Here is an 8,996-nt window from a genome sequence, read left to right as displayed (position 1 = left end):
CTCATATGCAGGGCCATCCTGCCACTCACTTTGCCGGATAGGCATCCAAGGACCGCCCTCGCGATCCTGCAGAGCTGGACACAGCCGCCATCCATCCGATTCATTAGGTTCAGCTAATTGGAGTGCTACACGGAAGGGAAGCGTATCTTTGCTCAGTCCAATTGCTATGAGCCAATCTTCCTCATCCGTAGACTTCCTTCTTAATACAGCATCTCCCGAAGCTTCTCCTACCTTTTTCCACGCTTCTGCAGCTTGCTCATTATCAAGAATCATTTGATTGATCGCTTGGCTAAGCCAATGCTGAATGCCTTTGTCTCCATTCGCTAGGGCAGTTCGAATCGAGTCCTCCCATTCATTGGATAACTGTTGTTCCTGTTCAGGAATAGACATTTTCCAACTTTTTCTTTCTTCTGTCCACTGTTCCCAGTCTGGAGCAAACCAGCCATTCTGCAGAGCTCGCCGTATTTGTTCGGCCATGTTCATCAACGTCTTTAATCGATCCGTCCACTCTAGCTGGAGCAGCCGAACATGCTTAGGAGAAGACAAGTAATCCATTGCTAGTAAAGGATTTATTTTGAGAAGTGTACGTTCCCCTAAGCTGATTTCTTCTATCTCCGCACCATAATAGGATGCTGAATGCCATGCAAATAATAGGGGCTTTAGTCTCGTATCTGCAGCATCTTTCCGATCGGCCGCGCTTAAGAGAACGGAAGCTCCATCAGTATCTTCGTTCCAAAATCCATCAATCACTAATTTGCGCGCACCAATGTATGCTCTCATGTTACGATTTTCCCTTTCCACAGTTCCTCCTGAAATGCTCTGAGACGCTGATGTTTGCGAACAAGTCCTTCAATATATATATTCCATCTGTTTGTATCCTTTTCTGCCTTATACAGTTTCTCAAGCTTCTTCAATTGCTTGACAGCCATACGGTAGCCTTGACGATTACGCGTCAGCATCCATGTCTCAACCGATTGATGATAAAGCGGCATTAAGGATCGCGGGGCCAATTTAGCCACCTCACGCAGCGCTTGAACGCTAATATCATCGGGATGAGAGCCGATTAATAGTTGAAGATCCGCCCACTCCTCAAAATATTTTTGATTCAACCAATGGTCAGATAGCTCTGTGTACGAATGTGGCAGCAATTGCGTCATATAATCCGTCCATATAGAAATATCTGGCCGATCCTGATCAGCTCTTCGACATAACGATACAAACGGACCGACAGAGCGACCATTCCGTACCGCATACACATGTTCAAATAAAAAGCTCATCCACAGCTTGACTTGATCCCACTTTGCTTCTTCTAATCGGAGTGCCGCACAGGGATACATCACCTTCTGTGAACGTTCAAAATTCGCTTTCGCAAAATGCGCGATTGACAACTCATCTTCATTGTCTAAAAAATACATCATACCAATCGCAACATGCKAAAAGGAAGCGTTAAAGGAATCATCTTCCTCCTCATTCTGTACGGTAAGGAGCATTGCTTGTAATTCCTGTTCATACCAGCTTCTGTTCTCGGACAGCTTCTCGCTCACAGCTAAATAGATATGATCCCACTCAAATAATTGTCGTTCTGTATTTGATGCCCGAATCTTGATGTAAGCAACTAGTGAATTCGCCCATTCCATTTCCTTCGTGTCCATATCAACGGGGATTAGGTCTGATACGAGTGTATATAAATGATCTACCCATGGCTCTGCCATACGTATAAAAGACATTTCATGATAGTATCTGCTGAAGGAATCCACTGTCAGAATGGCGCGTTCAGCTTGATCCAATACAAAGGCAACTGCTGTTGACCAATGCAAGCGCTGAAGCGGTTTTTCCCAGTTTTTCGATAAGCCCTTCAACGACTGCAAGAGAGGCTGAAGCGGATGAAGAGAATGTCTGCATTTCCTCCAAACATCGCCATGTGTTGCTTCCATCCATTCTAGCCATTGCTCGGTGCTTCCATTATAACCCGGGTCTGTCGGCCCTTGCTGGGTCAATGGTGACAACGCTGGCTCCTCACTTTGTTTCTTCAGTAAAACGCTTGCCGGTGTAAGACCGAGTAAACGGAAATAGGTTTGCTCCGCATTCTCTTGCCCACCTTCCAGCATACTGCAATATTGGAAATAAACAGCTGCCATATGCTTGCAAAATCCTTCATATGAACAAGTACAGGAACTGTACCCAAAATGTCCCGCATCAATGACGACCGCATATAGATCTGATCCTTGTACGACACCATAAAGATTGTCATGATCTCCTGCTTTCGCATTTTTGACATGACCATCTAAATAATATTGCCAGCCTCGTTTCACAATCGTACTCGCGACTTCATCGCTTATTCGCTGCTCTAAAGCTGCATGCAGCTTTTCGTTGAGATGCATTGCAGACATTCACCCGCTTCCTTTCCGTTCACTTGCATTCTTTCCATTATACCAAAAAAAACGCCGCACCGACGAATGGAATTCGATCGGTTGGCGCTTTTCATTATTACAGCGGAATTTTGACAATAAACGTCAACTGACCTGCAGGTTCCGCTTTCACGCAAATCTTCCCTTTATACTGCTCAGTAATTATCTTTACTATAGGCAATCCGAGCCCTTGATGATCATCCTGCTTCGTTGAATAACCTGATTCAAAGAGTGGCTTCTTAATAACCTCGTCAGCCTTGTCACAAGTGTTAATAATAATAAACTCCAAGTGTTGTGCTGTTTGTGTACCGATCAATTCCACTAAACGACGGTGTTCTGGATATTTTACAACCTCATCAAACGCATTATCGATCAAATTGCCGAGCATTCGATTTACATCTAACGTCTTAACACCCATCTCCTGCATATTTAATCCGTTAAAGGAGCAGCTAAATTGAATTTTAAAATCCTCAGCCTGTGAAATCTTCGATCGTACAAGCGCAGCGATAGCTGGATTTCCAATATTAATAATATCGTTCATCATTCGAATTTCACCAGTTAATTCCTTCGTGTAAGAGATTAGCTCATCTGATTTCCTTAGCTCTGCGAGCGAGTGAATAGTCTGAACATGATTTAAGAAATCATGCCTCTGTGCACGAATGGATTGGAATAACTGATTGATTTCATCCACATAAGTTTCTTGAGTTACGCGCACCGCTTTATCACGTGACATTCTGTAATATTTCATCGCGAAAAATGCAATCAATACGCTCAATGCTGTAAGAATAAAAATAATTGCACCTAGATTCAAAAACTGAGAGTGAAGCTTTTCTCTTATTAACTTATGATCAGAGACTATCGTTAGCACATAGTCGTTCAATGGTTCACCGTACAGATCTGTAATATTAATGCCTTTATCCTTCACATTGACCGGAATAAACATTTTGGATATGTATTTATCACCAATCTTTTGCTCAATGGTAATAGTCTTCTTTGTTCTATGCGCTTCGCGTACAGATTCGATATCCTTATCCGTCTTTAATTGATTTGTTCCATAAAAAATCGCACGCTGCACGAAATGCTCTTGTACGCCATTCTTTTTATTGGTTTTCCTTCCGTTAGGAAACGTTTCTGGATTAATAACCGCTACTTCTAACAGCGTGTCACTATTTTTCACTAAACTCTGAATCATATAATTTACACCAGTAACTGTTTCATATTCATCCTGAACAGTATAGCTGATGTAAGGATCAATGATATAGTTAGTAGAACCGTCGTAGTAATATCCCCATTTATATATTTCATCCAAGTCAGTCGTTGCAACCTCGAATGGTCCGCTCCAGAAATTCGGCATTTTTTGACCCAGCCAATCTAAAGATACGTTATGATTGTTAAATAGTTCATGAAAGTAAGAGTGCCACGGCTTCCAGCCTTTTGTACTCGCACCAATTTCTTTCTCATCGGATGATTTATAAAGAATAATGTCATCGTCTTCCATCCGCTTTAATAAAGTAATATGCTTTACACCGAGCTTGCTGCTTAGCTCCTCAAGCTGCTTGGTCGTCACCTTCTCCACATCTGGATCAAGCGCATATTGCGCTGCGATAGCAGCTGCACGCAGCTGACTCGCGGTTTGCTGCTCAAATAGACTAGCTCCACTTCTGGATTGTTCAACAGAAACCTCAACTTGCTTCGCAAGTAAGTTCATTTCATGATTAAGGGCTTCCTCTAGCGTTTCTTTAGTGAGAAAATAGTAAGCCGTATTATTTATTAAAATTAATATAACGGTCACGCTAATTGTCATAAGCCATATATTGCGCTGCATCTCCTACATCTTGCCCCTCTACGTAACATAGCTATCATTTTTATAAATGCATAAGTACTCCTACTAAAACAAGCGACTCAAGGACGATATTCCCTAAATTTTAACATCGCATCCTCCAATATTTTTCATTTAAATAGTGAAATATGGTTCCATCATACCATAAAACATTCAAATATTGAGTGAAAATAAATCATATGTCGAATTCACATTAATAGAATAATTACAACCTCTATGATTCATACTAATTCCATGAAACGACATTTTATAGTTAAATGAAAGKAGTAAATTTATGTCATTTAATGAAATTAACCGTTCAAATAGCAAAGATTTTTCAATAACAAAAGATGCTTCACTTGCCCCAAACGAAAATGAAAATACACTTACGGATCGTCAAGGTCATCCTATAACGGACAATCAAAACATTCGTACGGTTGGAAATCGCGGACCTTCAACGCTCGAGAACTATCATTTTATCGAGAAAATCTCACACTTTGATCGTGAACGCACCCCTCAGCGAGTGGTTCACGCCAGAGGCGCTGGTGCCCACGGTTATTTTGAAGCGTACGGTAAATTAGGGGATGAGCCTATCTCTAAATACACGAGAGCCAAGCTGTTTCAAGAAGCCGGAAAACGGACTCCTGTTTTCGTGCGATTTTCCAGTGTAATCCATGGGGGACACTCTCCAGAGACACTTCGTGATCCAAGAGGCTTTGCAACGAAGTTTTATACAGAGGATGGTAATTGGGATTTAGTGGGAAATAATCTAAAAATATTTTTTATTCGCGATGCTATGAAATTTCCTGACATGGTACACGCGTTTAAGCCCGATCCGGTCACTAATGTGCAGAGCATGGAACGTTTTTTTGATTTTGTCTCCCAATCGCCTGAATCAACTCATATGATTACATTCTTATTCTCGCCATGGGGAATTCCCGCAAATTACAGACAAATGCAAGGTTCTGGTGTCAATACATATAAGTGGGTAAACGCAGAAGGGATTGCTGTATTAGTCAAGTATCATTGGGAGCCTCTTCAAGGAATTCGCAATTTAACGCAAAGTGAAGCAGAGCTGCTGCAGGGCAAAAATTTCAATCATGCAACACAAGACTTATATGAAGCGATTGAGCGGCAGGAGTATCCAGAATGGGAGCTTCAAGTGCAATGGATGAGCGATGATGAGCATAAGGAATTAGATTTCGATCCACTTGATGACACCAAGCTATGGGACCCCGAGCAATTCCCTATGCTTCCAGTCGGGAAGATGATCTTAAACAAAAATCCGGACAACTACTTTAATGAAGTAGAGCAAGTAGCATTTGGTACTGGCGTTTTGGTAGATGGACTAGACTTTTCAGATGATAAAATGCTGCAAGGCCGTACCTTTTCCTATTCGGATACGCAGCGGCACCGCGTTGGAACCAATTATTTGCAGCTACCAATTAATGCGCCTAAGAAACATGTTGCAACGAATCAACGTGAAGGCCAAATGTCCTTCTATGTCGATATTGCGCCTGGTCAAAACCCGCATGTTAATTATGAGCCCTCCTCCATGGGCGGATTAGTAGAGGCAGACCGTCCTGGTGAGCCCCATGAGCCTGCTTATCAAGCAAAGCTGGTCAAAGCGCCCATTGAACGCACAAATAATTTTAAACAAGCAGGCGATACTTATCGCAAGTTTGAACAGTGGGAGCGCGATGAATTAATTGAGAACCTAGTTGAGGCGCTAAGCTCCTGCTCAACTGTCATTCAAGAACTTATGATCCATAATCTCACAGAGGCAGATGCCGATTACGGCAAAAGCGTTGCGGAGGGATTGAAGCATTCATCTGACAAACAAAACGTTCAGAGCGGTCATGTCGGAACGTTCTCGGCCAATGAAGGCATGGAGATATCCGAAGAGCTTGGTCATTCAACGGACGGCTATTAAGTTTTTGTAGTAGTGCTAGGTGTAGATTATGTGAAGATTACAGCCCCTAAGATAGTTCGGGTTCAAAAAAAGACGACAATCAATTCAAATATTGAATTTATTGTCGTCTTTTTTATAGGTACTGGGGAAAATCAACCGAAAAACTAAAGAACGAGCGAACAAACGATATTTTTTAAAAATGGCTTATACATAACCGTCCAGCTCAAATCTTCGGCCGGGAAGAGTGTACATCTATTTGCTAAGTCGCCGTAGTTTCATAATTTGAATTTAAACGAGGCTACTTAAGGGAAAGCTGCGATTTAGTGTCAGAAAATGAACTTAATTGCTGGTTTAGCTCAATCCTCGCTCGCTTTCCCGTGAACTAGCTTCACATTCTGAAACTAATTAGTCTCGCATTCATTAATTCCAATCATTAGTTTCAGAATGTGAATCTAATTTTACATTGCATTATGTAATTCATAGCGATCTCACATGGACATATAGATGGACGTTTTGTCCAGTACCAACAGCTCGAATACTACGCGTTCACGATGTGTCTGTAGGAAATTGCTCTTATGGTCACTACCCTTCAATGTTAATTGCGACTCTGTTTTCAATATCTTTATATTTAGTGTGTTTTATTTCAGGGTATGAGTTGCCCGCCAGCTTGCAGTGTCTGTTTTCATTTCTATAATCTAGTCTATCATCACTACAGGACAATCATCCAATCACCAAGCTCTATCAACGCATAATCTACATGGTAGTCAAAACGTATGGAGGTGAATGTTAGATGGGAATGGTTGGTGGTCATAACAATATTGGTACTATCCTGGTGTTGTTCATTTTGTTGGTGATTATAGCWTGTAGTTGTGGTATGTTCGGTCGTGGTTACTAGTAACTTATAGATTAATGTCTTATTCCAACCTTCATAAATACTCACGAAAATACAGTGTACCCGGTACGTAAGGAGGGAAATTGAACAATGCAAAATAACATTGGTACAATTCTAGTGCTTTTCATCCTACTAGTCATTATCGCTTGTAGTTGTGGTGTGCTCGGCCGTAATGAGAGAAGAGAAGAAAGAAAAGAAGAAAGACGAGTTGAAGGTATCAGCAATGGTTGCAACTGCTAAGACTATTAAATTAGCAGCTCAATTTCCACTTTTAACTGCTTTCAAAATATAAAATCATTCAAACAGAATCTACGCAGAAGACCCATTATATGGGTCTTCTGCGTTCTAATCATTCCAATCCAGACTTCAATACTTATTCTTGTCGATCATCACAACAGAGCATACGTCCAATCCCAAAGCCTCATCCGCTCATAATCTACATAACGTTTTAATTATTGGGAGGTGAATGTTTGATGGGTGGAGTTATTGGTGGTTCTAATAACGATATTATCCTGATATTGTTTACTTTGTTGGTGATAATTGTATTAATTTCAGTAATCAGACATTGTTTTTAACATCTGATCCAGAAAAAGATTCCTTAACGGACTGCTGCATAGAGAAAATTATCGCCTTCCAGCAGGAAAGTTCATATCTTTCTTTGACGGCGAAGCCAGCATGTTTGTTAATATAGGCAAACAGAATAAGATTCTCATCCAGAAGGATAGTGTTTACACGAAATATTTAGTCTAGTTAATTTAGCACTCCTTAGAGAGTGCTTTTTTATTTTATCGAAAGACAAACTCCGTTGTTGCTTAGGTCACATTATGTAAACAAAAATAAGACAGCACCCTTTTTAATGATGCTGTCCAATTATTTGATTATGTTAGATTTGTAATTCCCCAAGCTTGATTAGTTCAACTACAGCCTGCGACCGACCTTTTACGTTCAGCTTTTGCATGACGTTCGAGATATGGTTGCGGACAGTCTTTTCACTAATAAATAGTTGCTGTGCGATATCCCTCGTTGTTTTGTCCTGTACCAGCAGCTCGAATACTTCGCGTTCACGATGTGTCAGTAGGAACTTGCTCTTATGGTCGCTACCCTTCAATGTTTGTCACCCCTCCTTGCGCGGGTTTTTATGGTTTAACAAGGTTAAGGGATACAGTCAAAATATAGTATGAAGGGGCGATAGCAATGGTGCTTTTATCAGGTAAAATGGGCACACGAGGACTTACAGCTTTGCGTGGATAATCAACCGATGTGTTGGATTAACGACGGGATCGCATGTGATCAGTGTAAGCAGCTTGTCTTTTTTGTTGTAATTGAGAACAGAGACGTCTCTCGGTTCAACGATCGATACTTTATACACGGTATAGGTGTACGTTTCAACCTTCGTCTCTACAACAATTTTATCGCCGACCTCGACTTCTCCTAAGCGATTAAACAACCTCCCCTTAGAGCRCATCCTGTGCCCTGCAATCGCGGCATTGCCTACCTGCCCTAGAGCCGTCGTTTCCTTTAAATGCGCTGTTGCTGATTTCAAGTTTTTTTGCGTTGCACCCTCTACAACAGGCAGCTTCAGCTTTATCTTGTCGATCTTAAGAGTCGCAATCGGGTTCAGCTTTGGTACTGCTGGTGCTGGTGTTGGGGATGACGAAGGTAATGATGATGGTGACGTACTTGGTAAGGCCGATGGGTCATCTGTTACAGACGCAACTTCAGGCTCCTCGATACTGTTCTCCTCATTAAATAAGGCAGTCAGTTGATCATATTGCTGCTTCGCCGGCTGCTGAACCGATTCTTCAAAGCTTGACTCTTCCCATTCCGCCATCAGCTTTTCCTGCTGTCTATTCCCATACCATTCGTTTGCTTTTGGGTACAACAGTACCAAAAGGCCAAAAATGACTAATGTATAAGACAATACTCTTCTCATGGCTTCACTCCCTCTAACGCACTATCCTCAGC

Annotated in this window: 4 protein-coding genes and 3 pseudogenes; 1 reads left to right on the top strand and 6 read right to left on the bottom strand. The window is 41.6% G+C overall.

The genetic code is table 11. The features are described 5' to 3' along the window. The 3 genes and pseudogenes from AC1DWN_RS20970 to AC1DWN_RS20960 all read right to left on the bottom strand — a co-directional run. Positions 1-780, bottom strand: a pseudogene (locus tag AC1DWN_RS20970) (DEAD/DEAH box helicase); the annotation flags it as partial. Then, positions 777-2,390 (bottom strand): SWIM zinc finger family protein, encoded by a 1,614-nt coding sequence (locus AC1DWN_RS20965; RefSeq protein WP_477560847.1) that lies wholly within the window; start codon positions 2,388-2,390, stop codon positions 777-779. The gene AC1DWN_RS20965 and the pseudogene AC1DWN_RS20970, both read right to left, overlap by 4 nt. Positions 2,391-2,487: 97 nt before the next feature. Further along, positions 2,488-4,233, bottom strand: a complete 1,746-nt coding sequence (locus AC1DWN_RS20960; protein ID WP_477560846.1) for a sensor histidine kinase — start codon at positions 4,231-4,233, stop codon at positions 2,488-2,490. Between the two features lie 361 nt (positions 4,234-4,594). Between AC1DWN_RS20960 and AC1DWN_RS20955 the strand changes: the two are divergent. Further along, positions 4,595-6,160 (top strand): annotated as a pseudogene (locus tag AC1DWN_RS20955) (catalase); the annotation flags it as partial. Positions 6,161-6,645: 485 nt separating this feature from the next. On the opposite strand, the pseudogene AC1DWN_RS20950 reads toward AC1DWN_RS20955, so the two are convergent. The 3 genes and pseudogenes from AC1DWN_RS20950 to AC1DWN_RS20940 all read right to left on the bottom strand — a co-directional run. Then, positions 6,646-6,732 (bottom strand): annotated as a pseudogene (locus AC1DWN_RS20950) (helix-turn-helix domain-containing protein); the annotation flags it as partial. Positions 6,733-7,914: 1,182 nt separating this feature from the next. Further along, entirely contained in the window at positions 7,915-8,139 is a 225-nt protein-coding gene (locus AC1DWN_RS20945) for a helix-turn-helix domain-containing protein (RefSeq protein ID WP_006040330.1), read from the bottom strand. A gap of 123 nt (positions 8,140-8,262) precedes the next feature. Beyond that, on the bottom strand, positions 8,263-8,964 hold the full coding sequence (locus AC1DWN_RS20940) for a class D sortase (protein WP_477560845.1): 702 nt from the start codon (positions 8,962-8,964) through the stop codon (positions 8,263-8,265). Between the last annotated feature and the right edge of the window lie 32 nt (positions 8,965-8,996).

Source organism: Paenibacillus sp. P4_A7 (assembly GCF_056402455.1).
Note: the sequence above shows the minus strand (reverse complement) of the source record. Positions and strands in the feature narration are given on the sequence as shown.